Origin of the sequence: Corynebacterium afermentans subsp. lipophilum, assembly GCF_030408375.1 — a bacterium.
Classification (GTDB): domain Bacteria; phylum Actinomycetota; class Actinomycetes; order Mycobacteriales; family Mycobacteriaceae; genus Corynebacterium; species Corynebacterium lipophilum.
Genome location: NZ_CP046530.1, coordinates 959,567 through 976,655, shown reverse-complemented (window position 1 = coordinate 976,655; position 17,089 = coordinate 959,567). Strand labels below are relative to the sequence as shown.

Sequence of the window (17,089 nt, the reverse complement as noted above, 5' to 3'; positions counted from 1 at the left end):
CACGCGACACGCAAATCACAACGCGCCAGCGGCGCGGGCCCGCTCCACCACCTCCGGAATCGCAGCGAGGAATGCGTCCACGTCCTCGCGCGTGTTCGTCCGCCCCACCGTCACGCGCAGCGCCCCCATCGCTTCGCGCTCGGAGTACCCCATCGCCTCGAGCACGTGGCTCATCCGCAGCACACCGCTGGCGCACGCCGAACCGGCCGAGACCTGGATGCCCTGGGCGTCCAAAAGCATGATCAGCGCGTCCGCGTTCGCCCCCGGGAACATGAAGTGCGCGTGCCCGGGCAGGCGGGGCTCTTGCGCTACAGCGATCACCTCCGGCACAGCCGCCTTCACTCCGGCAATCACCGCGTCGCGCAGTGCCGCGATCCGTTGCTGCTCCTGCCCCATCTCGGCGACCGCTTCCTCCAGCGCCGCCGCCGTTGCCGCCGCCGAGGCCACATCCACCGTGCCGGAACGGATCCCGCGCTCCTGCCCGCCGCCCAGGATCACCGGCTGCGGCGCCGGCGAGCGGCGGGCCAACAAGATGCCCATCCCGCGCGGCCCGCCGAACTTGTGCGCGCTGGCCGCCAGGGTGGCCGCGCCGAGCTCGTGGAAGTCCACCGGAATGTGCCCCACCGCCTGCACCGCGTCCACGTGCACCGGGGTGCCCACGGCACCTGCGCGGGAGACAGCCTCGCGCACCGGCTGGATCGCGCCGGTTTCGTTGTTCGCCCACATCACCGCCGCCACCGCCGCCGGGGTATCTAGCGCCGAAAGGTCCGAGACCACGCCGTCTCGCCCCACCGGCAGCCACTCAGTCTGCCCCAGAGACTTGACCACCTCGAGCACGGCCGGGTGCTCGATCGGGGTGGACACCACACGGCCGCCGCCGGAGGCGTTCCAAAGCCCCCGCACCCCGATGTTGTTCGCCTCGGTGCCGGAGCCGGTGAACACCACCTCCACCGGATCCGCCCCCACCGCGGACGCGATGCGCTCGCGGGCGTCGGCGAGCACCGCGTTGGCCTTGCGCCCGGCGGCGTGCTGGCTGCCGGCGTTCAACGCACCGGCGTGCTCCACCCATGCGTCGATGGCGCACTGGCGCATGGGGGTGGTGGCTGCGTGATCGAGGTAGACCATGCCCCCAGGTTAGGCGTGCACGCGCGCGTGGCACACATGCGCCACCGCGTCGTTGCCGACGCGCGCGATCACCACGCCCATCTGCCTGTCCCCACGCAGCTTGAGCTTCTTGCGCAGCTGGTCGGGGTCCACGTCCACCCCGCGCACGAGGATCTCCGCGGCCCCAGCCCCGTGTCCGGCGAGCGTTTTCTTCAGCGCGCGCAGCGGCACCGCCTCGATGAACTCGAAGCCGCTATACCCCGCTGGCACAGCGTCGCCGGTGGTGTAGGCGATGTGCTCGTCGAGCATGCTCAACCCGTGGCGCGCCGCCCATTGCCGCACCAGCCCGGCGCGCACGACCGCGCCATCCGGTTCGATGATCCACTTGCGCGGCGCGGTGACCTCCACCTCGTCCAGCTCGTCGTCGGTGACGCGTTCCTCGAAGTCGCGCAACACCACTGCTTCTCGACGAGCTCCGCCCGCCAACCCTGGCGTGTACAGGCACGCCTCTTTGACGCCCCCGTCCACCGAAACCACGCTGACCAGGCCGTCCCACCCGGAGTAGTCGATGCCCGGCGCGCACTTGACCGCCATCTCGCGGCCGGCATGCGCGGAAAGCAAGTCCGGCAGCGGTGGCAGGAGCTTCGCCGGGTCGGTGATCCGCCTGCCGCCGGCCCGGCGCGCGGGGTCGGCCACCACCGCCCCGCCGGTGCTCACCGGCGCGAGCGCGTCGGCGCGAGCCAGCCAGGCGTCTGCGCCGAGGTTGTGCCGCGCCATGACCAGGCGCGCGGCGTCCAAGTCCGAGCCGAGCCAGGCAACGCCGGCATCAAGAAACGCCGGCGCCTCCGAGCCCACCGAACAGGTCACGTCGTGGACGAACTCCACCCCGGCCGCCGCAATGCGCTGCGCCCGCACGCGCGCCACGCGCGCCGGGGTGGCCTGCTGCACTGCGTCGGCGTCGGTGAGCCAGTGCTCCGGGAACTTCCCCTCTGCCGCGCGCTGGGAGGAGATGAGCACGCTGACCGCGCGGGCGTACTCGCCGAAGCGGGCATCGAGGACCCCGCGGTCCGCGAACACGGATTGCTTGGTTAGCGCCACCTGCGGCGCAACGTCGGCGACCTCCCCGGCGTGTGCCGCTAAAAAGCGGGCTTCTGCAACGCTAAATCCCACCGCGGCGTCCAATCCTGTCTATGGGCGTGAAAGAGAAAAAGTCGCGGTAGCGCACGTCGTCTACCGGGTCGCCCACCACCGGGGACAGGTCTGCGCGCCAGGCGGCAGCCAGCGCCTCTGCCGTGTCGTGGAAGCGCGCGACCTCAGTCAGCTGCGCCCACGTCGAGGGTGCCAGGCGCACCAGGCCGTGTTGCCAGCCGTCCAAGATCAGCTTTGGTGGAAACCAGTTGGCGTCGTCCGCCTCCTCGGTGTTGGAATCCGGTTCCTGGCCCTCCGGGTTGGCGGCGACGAAGGTGAAGGTGTCGAACCAGTTGCCGCTTTCAGATTTGCCCACCCACCTCGCGAGCGGTTTGACCAGGTCGGCGCAGACGTTGAGGTTGGATTCGCGGAGCACGTCGGTAAGCGAAAGCTCATGCGATTCCAGCTTCAGGCGGTGCTCGTGGAAGGGGCGCGCGTCATCGAGCAGCTCCCCGTCGTCGTCCACGGCGAGCAGCGTGCCGGTTTCCTCGAACAGCTCGCGCACCGCCGCGAACAGCAGCGCGTGCGCCTTGTACTTGGTCACGCCCAGCTGCCGGGCCAGGGAAATCGCGGAGCGGCCGAGCCACAGCTCGCCGTCGTCCCACGCGCGCGGCGGGAAATCGCGCGAATCCACCCCGCCGCCGGGAAAGACAGTGATGCCGGGGTAATTCGGCATGGATAGCACGCGCTCCTGCATCCACACCTCGAGACCGTCCGCACCGTCGCGCAGCAGCATCACCGTCGCGGACAGCCGGGCACCTTGAAACCCGCTGCGCTCATGGACGTCGATGGTGTCGCCGACGTCGTGCGTCAGCACGCCCTGGGTGTGGTTCCTTCTCGTGGGCATGGCCGAAATCCCCAGGCCTACGCCCGGTGCGCACCACCGCGCTTGGCGCGAGCTCGGCGGGCGGTGTAGCGGCCCTCGTCCACTGTGACCTCGATGGGCTGGTGGTAGGCGCGCGAAACGTTTTCGGAGGTCAGCACGTCGTTGATGAGGCCCTGGGCGACCACCTCGCCCTCGTCCAACAGCATGGCGTGGGTAAAGCCCGCCGGGATCTCCTCCAAGTGGTGGGTGATCATGACAATCGCTGGGGCGTCCGGGTCCATGGCCAGATCGCCCAGGTAGGCCAGCAGGTCCTCGCGCCCGCCCAGGTCCATGCCGGCGGCCGGTTCGTCCAGGATCAACAGCTCCGGGTTAGTCATCACCGCACGCGCAACCAGCACGCGCTTCTTCTCGCCGTCGGACAGGGTGCCCCAGGTGCGGTCGATCAGGTGGATCGCGCCGACCTGCTCGAGCACCTCGAGGGCCTGCTCGTAGTCCATCTCGTCGTAGTCTTCGCGCCAGCGCCCCAAAATGGCGTAGCCGGCGGAGACGACCAGGTCGCCCACCTTCTCGTTGTCCGGCACGCGCTGCGCCACCGCAGAGGACGTCACGCCGATCGCCGCGCGCAGGTCGCGCATGTCGGTGGCGCCGACGCGCTCGCCGATGATGAACACGGTGCCCTTGGACGGGAACTCCTGGGCCGAGGCCATGCGGATCAGGGTGGTCTTGCCGGCGCCGTTGGGGCCGATGACCACCCAGCGCTCGTCCAGCTCCACCTGCCATGTCACGGGCCCCACAAGGGTGTTGCCGCCGCGGATGAATTCCACGTCGCGCATGTCCACCAGCAGGTCCGGGTCTGTCACCAATTCCTCACTCGCATTCACGCATCCATCTTTACCTATTTCGGCCCGCGTGTGTGGGAGGCCCGCGCTACCCTGGCTGATGGAATGCAGGCAGGTTGAGAGGGTCAGTAAAAAATGGTTGCTCGCTTTGGCATCGACGATGTGCGCCCCCAGGTTTCCGGGCGCACGCTGCCCGCGAAGGCGGTGGTCGGCGAGGTAGTGCCCGTTTCGGCGCTGGTGTGGCGCGAGGGCCACGACGCGATCGCTGCGACGCTGGTGCTGGTGTCGCCTTCCGGCGAGCAGTTCTCGGTGCCGATGCGCCAGGAGGTCTACCGCCCGGATTACGTCCACGGCATCTTCATCCCCCGCGAAAAGGGGCTGTGGCGCTACCGGGTGGACGCGTGGAGCGACGTGATGGCCACGTGGCGCAATGCGGTGGAGAAGAAGCTCGCCGCCGGCCAGACCGAAGCCGAGTTGGCCAACGACATTGCCCACGGCGCGGACCTGTTCGCCGCGGCCATTGCCCAGACCCCCGCGCCACAGGTGCTGCAAAACGCCCGCACAACGCTTCTCGACGACACGCTCCCGCTCGCCGAACGCATCGCGCCGTGCGTGTCAACCGAGGTGCGCGACGTGCTTGCCGAGTACCCGCTGCGTGAGCTGGTCACCCGCGGGCCCGTGGCCGACATCCTGGTGGAGCGCCGCGCAGCGCTGGTCAACTCCTGGTACGAGCTGTTCCCCCGCTCCACCGGCGGCGTGGACGACAACGGCAACCCGGTCCACGGCACCTGGGCCACCACCGCCGCGCAGCTTCAGCGCGTGGCGGACATGGGCTTCGACACCGTGTATTTCCCGCCGATCCACCCCATCGGCGAGGTCAACCGCAAGGGCCGGAACAACACGCTGACCCCGGAGGACGGTGACGTCGGCTCGCCGTGGGCGATCGGTTCCAAGCACGGCGGCCACGACGCCTTCGACCCGAATCTGGGCGGCGAGGACGAATTCCTCGACATGATGGACCACGCCAACGAGCTGGGCCTGGAAATCGCCCTCGACTTCGCCCTCCAGGCAGCCCCCGACCACCCGTGGGCAAAAGAGCACCCGGAGTTTTTCACCGTGCTCGCGGACGGCACCATTGCTTATGCCGAAAATCCGCCGAAGAAGTACCAGGACATCTACCCGCTCAACTTCGACAACGCTCCGGAGAAGCTCTACGCGGAGATCTACCGCGTGCTCATGTACTGGGTGGACCTGGGCGTGACCACCTTCCGCGTGGACAACCCCCACACCAAGCCGGTGGATTTTTGGCACTGGCTGATTGCGAAGGTGCACGAGACCGACCCGGACGTGGTCTTCCTGGCGGAGGCGTTTACCCGCCCGCCGCGCATGTACGGGCTGTCCAAGGCCGGGTTCTCGCAGTCCTACACCCACTTCACGTGGAAGACCACCAAGGCGGAGCTGACCGATTTCGCCCAGCTGCTCGTGGACGTCGCTGACGTCTCCCGCCCCAACCTCTTCGTCAACACCCCCGACATCCTGCACGCCACGCTGCAGGAGGGCGGCCCGGCGGCCTTTGCGCTGCGCGCCACCCTGGCTGCCACCATGAGTCCGCTGTGGGGTGTCTACTCCGGCTACGAGCTCTACGAGGACCGCCCCGTGGCCGAAGGCAGCGAGGAGTACCACGACAGCGAGAAGTACCAGCTGCGCCACCGCGACTTCGCCGCCGCCCTGGAAAAGGGCGCGTCGCTCGAGCCGTACCTGACCCTGCTCAACCAGATCCGCCGCGACAACCCGGCGCTGCAGCAGCTGCGCCAGATCCGTTTCCACGACATCGCCAACGACAACATCATCGCCTACTCCAAGGTGGACGCGGAGACCGGCAACGCGGTGCTCGTGGTGGTCAACCTGGATCCCTCCTCCACCCAGGAGGGCATGCTGCGTGTCGACGCCTCCGCGGTCGGCTTAAACGACGGCGAAACCTTCGACGTCCACGACCAGATCACCGGCGAGCGCTACACCTGGACCACCGCCGAGACCGGTAACTTCATCCGTCTCGCGCCGGAGAAGAACGTCGCGCATATTTTCCGGTTGCCGGAGGTGCCTTCGGCTCGTCGAGAAGCACTTGCGTACCGTCAGATCTCAGACCACGACTACCGTCCCTAAGGAAGCCAATGAACACCGACCTGCTCATCCCCGAAGGCGACCGCCAGCGCCTCATCGAGTGCAAACACCACGCGCCCCACGATTTCTACGGCTGGCACCGCGTGGGCGCAGGATCCGTCGTGCGCACCCGCTTCCTCGGCGCGGAGCGCGTGGAGCTGCTCATCCACAACGGCGCGCGCGCCATGCAGCCCATCGGCGACGACATCTGGGCAATCTCGCTTGACGACGAGCATGCGCCCGACTACCGCCTCCGCGTCACCTACCCGGGTGCAGAGCCTGCCATCGTGGCGGACGCGTACCACTTCCTGCCCACCTTGGGCTCGCTGGATCTCCACCTGATCAACGAGGGCCGCCACGAACGCCTCTGGGAGGTCCTCGGCGCGAACGTGCGCTCCTACGAGACCTCCCTGGGCGAGGTCAGCGGCACCTCTTTTGCCGTGTGGGCGCCGAACGCCCAGGGCGTGGCCGTCGTCGGCGACTTCTGCGGGTGGAACCCCAACCAGTACCCCATGCGCTCTTTGGGCTCTTCCGGCGTGTGGGAGATTTTCATCCCCGGCATCGGCGACGGCGCCACCTACAAGTACGCCATCCAGATCGCCGACGGCACCCGCGTGGACAAGGCCGACCCGCTGGCCAAGCGGACGCTGACCCCGCCGGAGACCGTATCCGTGGTGGCCGCGCCGAGCGAGTTCGAGTGGACCGACAGCGAGTGGATCAACTCGCGCGCCGGCATCGACGCCACCAACTCCGCCATGAGCGTCTACGAGTGCCACATCGGCTCCTGGAAGCAGGGATCCAACTACGCCACCCTGACCGAGGAGCTCGTGCCCTACCTGGTGGAAAACGGCTTCACCCACGTGGAGTTTTTGCCCGTGGCCGAGCACCCCTTCGGCGGCTCCTGGGGCTACCAAGTCACCGGCTACTACGCCCCGACCGCGCGCTGGGGCACCCCGGACGAGTTCCGCAAACTCGTGGACACGCTGCACGCCAACGGCATCGGCGTGCTGGTGGACTGGGTGCCCGCCCACTTCCCCAAAGACGACTTCGCGCTCGCGCGTTTCGACGGCACCGCCTTATACGAGCACCCCGACTGGCGCCGCGGCGAGCAGAAAGACTGGGGCACCTACGTCTTCGACTTCGGTCGCCGCGAAGTGCGCAACTTCCTGGTGGCAAACGCCCTGTACTGGTGCGATGAGTTCCACCTGGACGGCCTGCGCGTGGACGCGGTGGCCTCCATGCTCTACTTGGATTACTCCCGCGAGCCCGGCGAGTGGCTGCCCAATCAGTACGGCGGGCGCGAGCACTGGGAGGCCGTGCAGTTTTTGCAGGAGATGAACGCCACCGTGCACCGCGAGCACCCCGGTGTGCTCACCATCGCCGAGGAATCCACCGCCTGGCCAGGCGTGACCGCGCAGACGGACGCAGACGGGCTGGGTTTCTCCCTGAAGTGGAACATGGGCTGGATGAACGACACCTTGGAGTACTTCTCCCTGGACCCCATCCACCGCTCCTACCACCACAACGAGATCACTTTCTCGCTGGTCTACGCGTTCTCCGAGCGGTACGTGCTGCCGTTTAGCCACGACGAGGTGGTCCACGGCAAGGGTTCGCTGTGGACGCGCATGCCGGGCGACGACTGGAACAAGGCCGCCGGCCTTCGCGCCCTCTACGGCTACATGTTCTCGCACCCCGGCAAGCAGCTGTTGTTCATGGGCTGCGAGTGGGGCCAGACCACCGAGTGGGACGAGGCCCACTCCGTCAACTGGGACAACATCTCCGATAGCTGGGGCCACGGCTACCACCGCGGCGTGCAGCGCCTCGTGCGCGACCTCAACCGCGTCTACCGCGACACCCCGGCGCTGTACTCGCAGGACAACACCCCGATGGGCTTCCAGTGGGTCAAGGGCGACGACGCCGCGAACAACATCCTCGCCTACATCCGCTGGGGCGTGGACGCTACCCCGGTGCTCGCCGTGGTGAACCTCTCCGGCGCCTCCCAGCCCAACTACCGCCTGGGGCTTCCCGAGGCCGGCGAGTGGGAACTTCTAGTCAACACCGACGACGCCGTCTACGGCGGCGCCGGCAACGACCTGCCGCAGGTGCTCACCACCGAGCCGACCGAATGGGACCGCTTCGAGCAGTCCGCCGAGCTGCACGTGCCGGCGATGAGCGCGCAGTACTACATCCTGCGCCGCTAGAACAGGGCGCTCGCGAGCCGGGTGCGCGCCGCGATCACGCGCGGGTCGCCCGGCTCGAGCAGCGTCAACAGCTCCAGCAGCCGCTCCTTGGCGCGCGGCTCGGCCTTGACGTGCTCCAGCAGACGATCGAAGGCCGCCTCCGGGTCGCCTGCGACAAACTCCTTGTCCGCGAGCCACAGCAGCTTCTCGACGTCCTCCTCCGGCTCCCCCTGTCCTTGCACCCTCTTAAGCACAGCCACGGTCGCCTTGGCCTGCTTGATGCCCGCGTTAGTGGGGTCGTCAGCGAGGATATCGTCGTAGACCGCCGTGGCGGCGTCGAAGTCGCCCGCGTTGAGCGCCTCGGTCGCGCGGTCCAGGCGGGGGTCGGCGTTTTTCTGCTCGGGCGCGTTGTCGTCGACAAGCCCCTTAAGCTGCGGGCCCACCTGGCTGACCAGGGCGCCCACCCACTGCTCGAGCTCGTCGGCCGGCTGGTTGCCCTCAAAGTTGGCCACCGGGCGCCCACCCGCGAGCGCAACCACGGTGGGCAGCACGCGCACGCCCATGGCCTGCGCGACCTGCGGGGTGGAGTCCGCGTCCACGTAGCCGACCATGAACGCGCGCTGGCCTGCCGAGAGCTTCTCAAACTGCGCCTTCAGGCTCTCCGAGTCTGGGCTGCGCGGCGTGCCGATGAGCAGTACCACGGGGATCTGCATGGAGCGCTCGAACACGCCCTTTTCAACGTTGGCCTCAGTGACCGTGATGAACGGCTCGAAGCCGGCCTGCGCCTCGTCGTTGCGCTCCGCGAGCGCTCCCAGGTCGATCGCGCCGCCGGTGAACTGCGGGTTGGTCATGTGCTCTTACGCCTCCAAGTGCTTGTTCAGGGATTCAACTTTCTGCTGCAGCATGTTCTCGTAGCCGGGACGGATATCCGCCTTGACCACTAGCGACACGCGCGGGGAGACTTCCTCCACCGCCTGCGTCGCCCGCTTAATCACGTCCATGACCTCGTCCCACTCCCCCTCGATGGTGGTGAACATCGCCGTGGTCTCGTGCGGCAGGCCCGACTCGCGGACCACCTTCACCGCTCTGGCGACAACGTCGGACATCTCCGCGTTGGAATTTTCGGTCATGGTCGGTGCCACAGAAAACGCTGCAATCATGCGGCCAATACTAGCGCCGCTGCCAGCAGTGCTTGTGCCAGTGCCGCCGGTCGTCCGCGCCGCGTCCGGTATCGCGTGGCCACGCCACCACATGCGCCACCCCGGGCGGGATGTTCTGGTTGCAACCAGGGCAGATGTAGTACTTCGTCGCGGCCGCCGAGCCGATCTGGCGGACCTTGAAGATCTCCCCGTTGGTCCAGCTCGGCCCCTCCATCTCCTGCGTGCCGATGAACGTGGAGCCGTCCTTGGGCAGCACGTAACGCGGCGTCTGGTTCCGGCGTCGGTTCCTACGCGGCATCAGAACAGGCGCAGCTCCGCGGACTCGATGCCGCGCAGCTCGTCGTAGTCCAGGGTCACGCACTCGAAGCCGCGGTCGCCCGCGAGCGTGCGTGCCTGCGGCTTGATCTCCTGCGCCGCGAACACGCCGCGCACCGGGCGCAGCAGCTCGTCGCGGTTGAGCAGCTCCACGTAGCGGCTGAGCTGCTCCACGCCGTCGATGCCGCCGCGGCGCTTCACCTCCACCGCAAGCGTGCCGCCTTTCGGGTCGCGCGCCAGGATGTCCACCGGGCCGATCGCAGTCGGATACTCGCGGCGCACCAAGGTGACGCCGTCTCCGAGCGTGGTGATGTGCTCCGCCAAAAGCTCCTGCAGGTGCGACTCCACGCCGTCCTTGACCAGGCCGGGGTCCTGCCCAAGCTCCTTCGTCTCGTCCAAAAGCACCTCAGAAATTGTGATGCGCAGCTGCTCGCCCTTCGGATTCTCCACGATCCACAGCTCTTCGCCGGTGTCCTCGCCGTCGACGTGCACCACCTGCTCCACACGGGTGGTGCACGGCGGCGTCATCCAGTTCAACGGCTTGTAGGCGCGGTCATCCGCGTGGATGGACACCGAACCGTCCGCCTTGACCAAGATCAGGCGCTTCGCCTCCGGCAGGTGCGCATCCAGGCGGCCGACGTAATCCACAGAGCAACGGGCTATGACAAGACGCATGCCTGTCAGGGTACAGCCGGGCTTAGCGCTCGTTTGCATCACGCTGCGCCGACTCGCGTTGCGCGCGTTGGGCCAGCGAATGCACGTCGATACGCTCCTTGCGCACATCCGGGGCCGCCTCCACCCACGACACCAGCCCCATCTCCGTGTGGCGGTCGGCCGCGAACTCGAAGTCCCCCTGCGGGCCGGAAAAGCGAAGGACGTGACCGATCTCAGGCATGAACTCCCGTTCACCCTCGGTCACGTCCCTGAAGCCCTCGAATTCCACCCCGCGGCGATCCAGCTCCACGTCGTGGTGGAACGTCAGAGATCGGAGCTTGAAAAACAGCAGCCGCTCCCCGTCGTAGCGCAGCACCCCGTGGCGCCAGCCGTGGATGCCCTGCGCCGGCAGCTCACGCATCATGGCGCGTGCGCCGGAGTTGCGCACCATCGCGAAGCGCCAGCCGGCCGCCGCGGCGAGGACAGCCAGGACAAGCGCTGCGATACCCGCCACGACCACCATCCCGGCCCAACCTCCTCGACTCCGCTGGATAGACATTTGCCAGTGATCATATCGCACAAATGCGAAACACCCCCTCCCGGTTTCCCGGGAAGGGGGTGCGTTCGTGGCGGTCGGCGTTTATGCCTTCCAGACCAGTTACTGGTTCAAGCGGCGAACCGCGGCGAGCTCCGCCTCGGAGCGAGCCTTGACAACGCGATCTTCGTCGTGGAGGTGCGACTCCGCCTCGGCGGTGTCGACCTCGGAGGCGAAAACGGCGTAGTCGGCCAGGATGGTCACCTTCTCGCCCACAACGGACAGGAAGCCCCCCTGGACGGCGGCGACGATGCGCTCGCCGTCGGTCGGGCGGATGGTCACCACACCGTTGTCCTTGAGCTGGCCAAGGAGCGGCTCGTGGCCAGGAAGGATGCCGATCTCACCCTCCGTGGTCTGGGCGGTGACAATACTTGCCTGGCCTTTCCAGAGCATGCGGTCAACCGCGACCAGTTGAACGGTAAGTTCAGCCATGTTCTACCCTCCTACGCCTGCAGCTTCTTGTACGCAGCCTCGACGTCGTCCAGACCGCCAAGACCGTTGAAGGCCTGCTCCGGGTAGTGGTCGAACTCGCCCTCGCAGATACGGTCGAACGCGTCGATCGTCTCCTCGAGCGGGACGTAGGAGCCCTCGTCGCCGGTGAACTTCTTCGCCACGAAGAAGTTCTGGCCCAGGAAGCGCTGGAGCTTACGTGCGCGCTGCACGGTGATCTTGTCTTCCTCGGACAGCTCGTCCATACCAAGAATGGCGATGATGTCCTGCAGCTCCTTGTTCTTCTGCAGAATACCGATCACCCGCTGAGCGACCGCGTAGTGGCGCTCGCCGACGATGCCCGGCTCGAGAATACGGGACGTGGAGGTCAGCGGATCCACGGCCGGGTAGATGCCCTTCGACGCGATCGAACGGGAAAGCTCGGTGGTCGCATCGAGGTGGGCGAAGGTGGTGGCCGGAGCCGGGTCGGTGTAGTCGTCCGCCGGCACGTACACGGCCTGCAGCGACGTAATCGAACGGCCCTTGGTCGAGGTAATGCGCTCCTGGAGCACACCCATCTCGTCGGCTAGGGTCGGCTGGTAACCCACGGCGGAAGGCATGCGGCCCAGCAGGGTCGACACCTCGGAGCCCGCCTGGGTGAAGCGGAAGATGTTGTCGATGAACAGCAGCACGTCCTGGTTCTGCACATCGCGGAAGTACTCCGCCATGGTCAGGCCGGACAGGGCCACGCGCATACGGACCCCTGGCGGCTCATCCATCTGGCCGAAGACAAGCGCGGTGTCCTGCAGCACGCCCATGTCCTCCATCTCGAGGAACAGGTCGGTGCCCTCACGGGTGCGCTCGCCCACGCCGGCGAAGACCGAGGTGCCGGAGAACTCGCGCGCAATACGCGTAATCATCTCCTGGATCAGCACGGTCTTGCCCACGCCAGCGCCGCCGAACAGGCCGATCTTGCCGCCCTTGACGTACGGGGTGAGCAGGTCGATGACCTTAATACCGGTCTCCAGGATCTCGGTCTTACCCTCGAGGTCCTTGAATGCCGGCGGCTCGCGGTGGATGCCCCAGCGCTCGCCGGTCTCGCCCACCGACGGGTCGTCCAGGCACTGGCCGAGCGCGTTGAACACGTGGCCCTTCACCTGGTCGCCCACCGGCACGGAGATCGGGTTGCCGGAGTCCGCCACCTTGGCGCCGCGGACAAGTCCGTCGGTCGGCGCCATGGCGATGGTGCGCACGAGGTTGTCGCCCAAGAACTGGGCAACCTCGAGCACGATCGTGCGGGACATTTCGCCGAGGTCGATGTCGACCTCGAGCGCGTTGTACAGAGCGGGCAGCTCGCCACGCGGGAACTCCACGTCGACGACTGCGCCAATGACGCGAACGACACGGCCGTTCTCAGAACCGCGCGGGTTCTGAGTGTTTTCGACCTGAGCCGGGGCGGTTTCGGTCTCAGAAGCCGCACCCGCCAGCTCGTCGTTGCGCTCATCAAAAGAGTGAGCAGTAGTCATGATTTAGTCACTTTCTCCACTACCGGACAGCGCGCCAGCGCCGCCGATAATCTCGGTGATTTCCTGGGTGATCTTTGCCTGACGGGCCTGGTTAGCTTCACGGGACAGGTCGTTAGCCAGCTCCGTAGCGTTGTCCGTCGCGTTCTTCATAGCCGTACGGCGCGATGCCGACTCCGCTGCAGCGGACTCCAGGAAGATCGAGTAGAGCAACCTAGAGACGTACACCGGAAGCAGCTCTTCCATCAGCGTGTCAGCGTCGGGCTCGAAGTTCATGTCCGGGCGCACATCGCCGGAAGTAGTCAGCATGTCCTGCTGCTCGTACTTGAACTCCTCCAGCACCGGCTCAATCGGCAGGAGCTGGGCGACTCGAGCCTCCTGCGACAGCATGGAGACGAACTCGGTGTAGACAACGTGCACGACGTCGAAGCCGCGCACGGAACCACCTTCCGCACCGTCGACACGCAGCGGCACCGAGGACTCGGAGCCTGCCATGTAGCCGTCGATGATCTGGTGGCGCACGCCGTGAGTGTCTTCCCACGACGGCTGCTGCGAGAATCCGGTCCAAGAACCCTGAATGTCCATGTCGCGGAACTTGAAGTGCGTGACACCCTTGTTGCCGGTGACGTAGCGGACTACCTCGTACCCGGCATCGGTGAGCATGCGCTCCAGCTGCGCCGCCTTTTTCAGGACATTGTGGTTGTAACCGCCGGCCATACCGCGGTCAGAGGTGACCACGAGGATTGCCGCGACCCGGCCGTTCTCACGCTCATGGAGCATGGGGTGGGCCAGGGAGCTCGCGGACGCGAGGCGTTCCATGACGTCTTTCAGCTCGTCGGCGTACGGCTTAGCCGCCTCGACGCGCTGCTGGGCCTTGGTGATCTGCGCGGTGGCGATCAGTTCCTGGGCCTTCGTGATCTTCTTCGTTGAGTTGACGGACCTGATGCGGTCGCGCAATTCGCGAAGCGTTGCCATGGTGTTTCCTCCCTTCCTTTAAGTAGTTGTCCTAGTAGCGATGCACGCGGTCTAGGAGCGGCTGACGTTGAGCTGGTTCTTGGCCACCTGCTTGGAGTCGAGCGGCTCTGCCTCGGCCTCGCGGACAATGCGCTCGCCGGAGGAAGCCTGGAAGTTGCGTGCCAGGTCCTCGTTGACGCGCAGGATCGCGGCCTTCGAGTCGTCGTCAAGCTGCTTGCCGCCCGCAATCTGGTCGTAGACCTGCGGAGCGTTGGCGCGGATGGACTCGTGCAGCTCTGCCTCGTAGCGGCGGACGTCCTCGACGGGAACGACGTCGAAAACGCCCTCGTTTGCGGACCAGATCGAGATGATCTGGTACTCGACGGGCTGCGGTGCGTGCTCGGACTGCTTCAGCAGCTCCACCAGACGCTGGCCGCGCTCGAGCTGCTTCTTGGAAGCGGCGTCGAGGTCGGACGCGAAGGCCGCGAAGGCCTCCAGGTCGCGGTATGCGGCGAGGTCCAGACGGAGGTTACCGGCGACCTTCTTCATGCCCTTGGTCTGCGCGGCGCCACCGACACGGGACACGGAGATACCCACGTCGATAGCCGGGCGCACGCCCTGGTTGAAGAGGTCGGACTGCAGGAAGACCTGGCCGTCGGTAATCGAGATGACGTTGGTCGGAATGAAGGCGCCCACGTCGTTCGCCTTCGTCTCGATGATCGGCAGCGCGGTCAGGGAACCTGCGCCGAGCTCGTCGTTGAGCTTGGCGGCACGCTCCAGCAGACGGGAGTGCAGGTAGAACACGTCGCCCGGGTATGCCTCGCGGCCCGGCGGGCGGCGCAGCAGCAGGGAGATCGCACGGTAGGCCTCAGCCTGCTTGGTCAGGTCATCGTAGATCACCAGGACGTGCTTGCCCTGGTACATCCAGTGCTGGCCCAGGGCCGCCCCGGAGAACGGGGCCAGCCACTTGAAGCCAGCGGAGTCGGATGCCGGAGCCGCCACGATAGTGGTGTACTCCAGGGCACCGGCCTCCTCCAAAGTCTGGCGCACACCAGCAATGGTGGAGCCCTTCTGGCCGACGGCGACGTAAATGCAGCGCACCTGCTTCGACGGGTCACCGGTCTCCCAGAACTCCTTCTGGTTGAGGATGGTGTCGATGCAGACCGCGGTCTTGCCGGTCTTGCGGTCGCCAATGATGAGCTGGCGCTGGCCGCGGCCGATCGGGGTCATGGCGTCGATCGCCTTCATGCCGGTCTGCAGCGGCTCCTCGACCGGCTGGCGGTCGAGAACGCCTGCGGCCTGGAGCTCCAGGGCGCGCTCTTCGTTGGACTCGATGGGGCCCAGGCCGTCGATCGGCTGGCCCAGGGGGTTAATCACGCGGCCGAGGAAGTTCTCGCCGACCGGGATCGAGAGAACCTCGCCCGTTCGCTTGACTTCGTCGCCCTCGGAAAGGGACTCAAAATTACCCAGCACCACGACACCGATGGAGTCGGTCTCGAGGTTCTGTGCGACGCCAATGACGCCGTTCGGGAACTCGAGCAGCTCATTCGTCATGCAACCTGGCAGCCCGGAAACCTGGGCAATACCATCTGCAGCCGAAGTCACCACGCCGACCTCCTCACGGGAGGCCTCCGCGGAGTAGCTCGAGGTGTAGTTCGCTATCGCGCTACGGATCTCATCGGAGGAGATCGTCAGCTCCGCCATGTTCTTCCTGCTCTCGGTAGTTTCTTCCAGCATGTTGTTTTCTATTTGGCCGCCTGGGCTGCCATGTCGGTGCGAAGGCGGTTAATCTTCCCGCGCGTCGAACCGTCGATGACCTCATCGCCCACACGGACAACCATTCCGCCGAGGAGGCTGGGGTCAACCTCAGAGTGGATGGCCATCTCGCGACCGTAAATCTGCTCCAGCTTGCGGGCTAGTGCATCGCGCTGGGTGTCGCTGAGTGCCTCAGCGGCTTTCACGCGAGCGACAGCCTTGCCACGCTGCTCCGCGACGCCTGCGGCCAGCTCGGCCAAGTCGTCGACGGGGTTGTGGTGGGGGCGGCCGATAACCTGCAATGCCAGTGCCTCGGTGAACATCGTCACCTTGCCGTAAATCACGCTAGCCAACAGTCCGCGCTTCTGCGCCGGGTTCGCGGTGCGGTCGGAGAGCAGCTGGGTCAGCTCCTTCTCCCCTTCGAGCAGCGTGGAGAGCTGGTACAGCTCGTTTTCCACATGCTCCAGCTGGCCCTGCTCCTTGGCACCCAACTCGAGCGCGCGACGGCCGAGGTTGACCAGACCAGCGCGGAACTCGCGCGGGGTCGACCACTCCTGCTGCGCTGCAGCGGTGAGGATGTTCAAGGTGGGCTCCGCAACCTTGTTGCCGAAGACGTCGCGGATGATGCCCTCGCGCTGCGAGGACTTAAGCGACGTGTCGGCCACGGCGATACGCAGTGCGCGCTCGGTGTCGAGCTGGTCCACGGTGAGGAACAGCTCGGTACCGATCTGCGCAGCCACGGCGACGGAATTGTCGGCGTTCCGGATCAGCTCTTCGAGCTTGCCCGTAACGTGCGACTGTGCTTCGCGACTAGCTGCCTTCATCTCGCCTACTTCCTCGTCGACACGTGGTCGAGCTCGCTCAGGAACTCGTCGATCGTATTCGAGCGGCGGGTCGAATCCGACAGCTCGGTGCCCAGCAGACGCTCAGCCAGCGAGATGGAGTTCTGGCCCATCTCGTTGCGCAGCTCAGCGACAACCTCCTCGCGGGAGGCCTGCAGCTGCTTCTCGCCGGAGGCGATGATGCGGCGGGCCTCTTCCTCGGCGCGGGCACGGGACTCAGCCTCGATTTCCTTGCCGCGGGTGCGGGCGGCTTCACGGATCTCAGCGGCCTCGTGGCGCGCCTCCGCAAGCTCGGCGTTGTTCTTCTCCAGGGCAGCCTTGGCTTCCTTTTGGGCGACCTCAGCACGCTCGATGCCACCCTTGATTCGGTCTTCGCGCTCCGCCAGCACTTCCTGGAACTTCGGAATGACGTACTTCGCAAAAAGTAGGCCGACGATGATGAAAACGACAAGAGACCAAACCACGTCGTAGGCGGCCGGCAGAAGAATGGAAGGTTCATTCTCCAGCGGCAGCTTCTCGCTGGCCTCTGCGGCAGCGAGGAATGCAGTGACGTTAGTCATTGGTT

The 17,089-nt window shown here is 66.5% G+C and carries 17 protein-coding genes; 2 read left to right on the top strand and 15 right to left on the bottom strand.

What is annotated here, in order from left to right:
* Positions 1 to 15: 15 nt before the first annotated feature.
* From CAFEL_RS04700 to CAFEL_RS04685, 4 genes are read right to left on the bottom strand one after another with little or no spacing between them, the layout of a single operon-like run.
* Positions 16 to 1,125 (bottom strand): cysteine desulfurase family protein, encoded by a 1,110-nt coding sequence (locus CAFEL_RS04700; protein WP_194560227.1) that lies wholly within the window; start codon positions 1,123 to 1,125, stop codon positions 16 to 18.
* Positions 1,126 to 1,134: 9 nt separating this feature from the next.
* Positions 1,135 to 2,274, bottom strand: coding sequence for a THUMP-like domain-containing protein (locus CAFEL_RS04695; RefSeq protein WP_194560228.1), 1,140 nt, complete (start codon positions 2,272 to 2,274; stop codon positions 1,135 to 1,137).
* A complete protein-coding gene (locus tag CAFEL_RS04690) occupies positions 2,264 to 3,139 on the bottom strand; it encodes an NUDIX hydrolase (RefSeq protein WP_194560229.1) in 876 nt (291 codons plus the stop codon). The genes CAFEL_RS04695 and CAFEL_RS04690 overlap by 11 nt, the downstream gene beginning before the upstream one ends.
* A gap of 17 nt (positions 3,140 to 3,156) precedes the next feature.
* Positions 3,157 to 3,951 carry an ABC transporter ATP-binding protein gene (locus CAFEL_RS04685; RefSeq protein WP_194560487.1) on the bottom strand — a complete coding sequence of 265 codons (795 nt, stop codon included), beginning with the start codon at positions 3,949 to 3,951 and terminating at the stop codon, positions 3,157 to 3,159.
* A gap of 141 nt (positions 3,952 to 4,092) precedes the next feature.
* On the opposite strand from CAFEL_RS04685, the gene CAFEL_RS04680 reads away from it, so the two are divergent.
* Both CAFEL_RS04680 and glgB read left to right on the top strand, forming a co-directional pair.
* Positions 4,093 to 6,120: a maltotransferase domain-containing protein gene (locus CAFEL_RS04680; protein ID WP_194560230.1), complete on the top strand. Its 2,028-nt coding sequence runs from the start codon at positions 4,093 to 4,095 to the stop codon at positions 6,118 to 6,120.
* Between the two features lie 8 nt (positions 6,121 to 6,128).
* The gene (gene glgB, locus CAFEL_RS04675; RefSeq protein ID WP_194560231.1) at positions 6,129 to 8,318 is read left to right on the top strand and encodes a 1,4-alpha-glucan branching protein GlgB; all 2,190 of its coding nucleotides are present in this window, start codon (positions 6,129 to 6,131) and stop codon (positions 8,316 to 8,318) included.
* Here the strand turns inward: glgB and CAFEL_RS04670 are convergent.
* The 11 genes from CAFEL_RS04670 to CAFEL_RS04620 all read right to left on the bottom strand — a co-directional run bounded on the left by CAFEL_RS04670 (position 8,315) and on the right by CAFEL_RS04620 (position 17,084).
* Entirely contained in the window at positions 8,315 to 9,148 is an 834-nt protein-coding gene (locus CAFEL_RS04670) for a tetratricopeptide repeat protein (protein ID WP_194560232.1), read from the bottom strand. The genes glgB and CAFEL_RS04670 overlap by 4 nt on opposite strands.
* Positions 9,149 to 9,154: 6 nt before the next feature.
* Positions 9,155 to 9,457 carry an MTH1187 family thiamine-binding protein gene (locus CAFEL_RS04665; protein WP_034999836.1) on the bottom strand — a complete coding sequence of 101 codons (303 nt, stop codon included), beginning with the start codon at positions 9,455 to 9,457 and terminating at the stop codon, positions 9,155 to 9,157.
* Positions 9,458 to 9,467: 10 nt separating this feature from the next.
* Positions 9,468 to 9,755, bottom strand: a complete 288-nt coding sequence (locus CAFEL_RS04660) for an Rv1322 family protein (RefSeq protein ID WP_194560233.1) — start codon at positions 9,753 to 9,755, stop codon at positions 9,468 to 9,470.
* Complete coding sequence (gene nucS / locus CAFEL_RS04655; RefSeq protein ID WP_194560234.1) at positions 9,755 to 10,447, bottom strand: endonuclease NucS; 693 nt, start codon at positions 10,445 to 10,447, stop codon at positions 9,755 to 9,757. The genes CAFEL_RS04660 and nucS overlap by 1 nt, the downstream gene beginning before the upstream one ends.
* 22 nt (positions 10,448 to 10,469) lie before the next feature.
* Positions 10,470 to 10,940, bottom strand: coding sequence for a DUF2550 domain-containing protein (locus CAFEL_RS04650; protein WP_194560235.1), 471 nt, complete (start codon positions 10,938 to 10,940; stop codon positions 10,470 to 10,472).
* 144 nt (positions 10,941 to 11,084) lie between these two features.
* Positions 11,085 to 11,453 carry a F0F1 ATP synthase subunit epsilon gene (locus CAFEL_RS04645; RefSeq protein WP_194560236.1) on the bottom strand — a complete coding sequence of 123 codons (369 nt, stop codon included), beginning with the start codon at positions 11,451 to 11,453 and terminating at the stop codon, positions 11,085 to 11,087.
* A gap of 11 nt (positions 11,454 to 11,464) precedes the next feature.
* Positions 11,465 to 12,976 carry a F0F1 ATP synthase subunit beta gene (gene atpD / locus CAFEL_RS04640; RefSeq protein ID WP_228496370.1) on the bottom strand — a complete coding sequence of 504 codons (1,512 nt, stop codon included), beginning with the start codon at positions 12,974 to 12,976 and terminating at the stop codon, positions 11,465 to 11,467.
* 3 nt (positions 12,977 to 12,979) lie between these two features.
* On the bottom strand, positions 12,980 to 13,948 hold the full coding sequence (locus tag CAFEL_RS04635; RefSeq protein WP_194560237.1) for a F0F1 ATP synthase subunit gamma: 969 nt from the start codon (positions 13,946 to 13,948) through the stop codon (positions 12,980 to 12,982).
* Positions 13,949 to 13,999: 51 nt separating this feature from the next.
* Complete coding sequence (atpA, locus tag CAFEL_RS04630; protein WP_194560238.1) at positions 14,000 to 15,664, bottom strand: F0F1 ATP synthase subunit alpha; 1,665 nt, start codon at positions 15,662 to 15,664, stop codon at positions 14,000 to 14,002.
* Positions 15,665 to 15,672: 8 nt separating this feature from the next.
* Complete coding sequence (locus tag CAFEL_RS04625; RefSeq protein ID WP_194560239.1) at positions 15,673 to 16,506, bottom strand: F0F1 ATP synthase subunit delta; 834 nt, start codon at positions 16,504 to 16,506, stop codon at positions 15,673 to 15,675.
* Positions 16,507 to 16,511: 5 nt separating this feature from the next.
* Positions 16,512 to 17,084, bottom strand: coding sequence for a F0F1 ATP synthase subunit B (locus CAFEL_RS04620; protein ID WP_194560240.1), 573 nt, complete (start codon positions 17,082 to 17,084; stop codon positions 16,512 to 16,514).
* Between the last annotated feature and the right edge of the window lie 5 nt (positions 17,085 to 17,089).

Excerpts from the sequence above, each read along its gene's own strand:
- CAFEL_RS04660 (WP_194560233.1), bottom strand. The coding sequence starts at position 9,755 with ATGCCGCGTAGGAACCGACGCCGGAACCAGACGCCGCGTTACGTGCTG.
- CAFEL_RS04625 (WP_194560239.1), bottom strand. The coding sequence starts at position 16,506 with ATGAAGGCAGCTAGTCGCGAAGCACAGTCGCACGTTACGGGCAAGCTC.
- CAFEL_RS04635 (WP_194560237.1), bottom strand. The coding sequence starts at position 13,948 with ATGGCAACGCTTCGCGAATTGCGCGACCGCATCAGGTCCGTCAACTCA.
- nucS (WP_194560234.1), bottom strand. The coding sequence starts at position 10,447 with ATGCGTCTTGTCATAGCCCGTTGCTCTGTGGATTACGTCGGCCGCCTG.
- CAFEL_RS04700 (WP_194560227.1), bottom strand. The coding sequence starts at position 1,125 with ATGGTCTACCTCGATCACGCAGCCACCACCCCCATGCGCCAGTGCGCC.
- CAFEL_RS04620 (WP_194560240.1), bottom strand. The coding sequence starts at position 17,084 with ATGACTAACGTCACTGCATTCCTCGCTGCCGCAGAGGCCAGCGAGAAG.
- atpA (WP_194560238.1), bottom strand. The coding sequence starts at position 15,664 with ATGCTGGAAGAAACTACCGAGAGCAGGAAGAACATGGCGGAGCTGACG.
- CAFEL_RS04680 (WP_194560230.1), top strand. The coding sequence starts at position 4,093 with ATGGTTGCTCGCTTTGGCATCGACGATGTGCGCCCCCAGGTTTCCGGG.
- glgB (WP_194560231.1), top strand. The coding sequence starts at position 6,129 with ATGAACACCGACCTGCTCATCCCCGAAGGCGACCGCCAGCGCCTCATC.
- CAFEL_RS04670 (WP_194560232.1), bottom strand. The coding sequence starts at position 9,148 with ATGACCAACCCGCAGTTCACCGGCGGCGCGATCGACCTGGGAGCGCTC.
- CAFEL_RS04665 (WP_034999836.1), bottom strand. The coding sequence starts at position 9,457 with ATGATTGCAGCGTTTTCTGTGGCACCGACCATGACCGAAAATTCCAAC.
- atpD (WP_228496370.1), bottom strand. The coding sequence starts at position 12,976 with ATGACTACTGCTCACTCTTTTGATGAGCGCAACGACGAGCTGGCGGGT.
- CAFEL_RS04685 (WP_194560487.1), bottom strand. The coding sequence starts at position 3,951 with ATGCGCGACGTGGAATTCATCCGCGGCGGCAACACCCTTGTGGGGCCC.
- CAFEL_RS04645 (WP_194560236.1), bottom strand. The coding sequence starts at position 11,453 with ATGGCTGAACTTACCGTTCAACTGGTCGCGGTTGACCGCATGCTCTGG.
- CAFEL_RS04690 (WP_194560229.1), bottom strand. The coding sequence starts at position 3,139 with ATGCCCACGAGAAGGAACCACACCCAGGGCGTGCTGACGCACGACGTC.